The following is a 593-nucleotide window of genomic DNA, read 5'->3' as shown; positions in this document are numbered from 1 at the left end:
GGAAGGTGCGAATAAGCAGGTCATTTCTTCCCAAGCTGACTCGCTGATTAAAATTTCGCGGATCTGGGCCGATTTTTTTCCCGCAAACACATCGAATCAGCCTATTTAGGCTATTTTTTCCACCATTTCTGGCGTTATTTCCGGTTTTTACTGAGATCTCTCCCACTGACGTATCATTTGGTCCACCCGAAACAGGTTGGCCAGGGTGAATAACATCGCCAGTTGGTTATCGTTTTTCAGCAGCCCCTTGTATCTGGCTTTCACGAAGCCGAACTGCCGCTTGATGATGCGAAACGGGTGCTCCACCCTGGCACGGATGCTGGCTTTCATGTATTCGATGTTGATGGCCGTTTTGTTCTTGCGCGGATGCTGCTTCAAGGTTTTTACCNNTGGTAGCCGGCATCGGCTGAGACAAATTGCTCCTCTCCATGAAGCAGATTACCCAGCTGATTGAGGTCATGCTCGTTGGCCGCGGTGGTGACCAGGCTGTGGGTCAGGCCACTCTTGGCATCGACACCAATGTGGGCCTTCATGCCAAAGTGCCACTGATTGCCTTTCTTGGTCTGATGCATCTCCGGATCGCGTTGCTGCTC

The 593-nt window shown here is 51.3% G+C and carries 1 pseudogene; it reads right to left on the bottom strand.

Annotation, left to right across the window (positions count from 1 at the left end):
- Nucleotides 1–147: 147 nt before the first annotated feature.
- Nucleotides 148–593 (bottom strand): annotated as a pseudogene (locus LZ634_RS20350) (transposase); the annotation flags it as partial.

Origin of the sequence: Kluyvera intermedia (assembly GCF_021440345.1) — a bacterium.
Taxonomy (GTDB): Bacteria; Pseudomonadota; Gammaproteobacteria; order Enterobacterales; family Enterobacteriaceae; genus Kluyvera; species Kluyvera intermedia_A.
The sequence above is the reverse complement of the archived record's forward strand: the minus strand, read 5'-3'. Positions and strand labels throughout refer to the sequence as shown.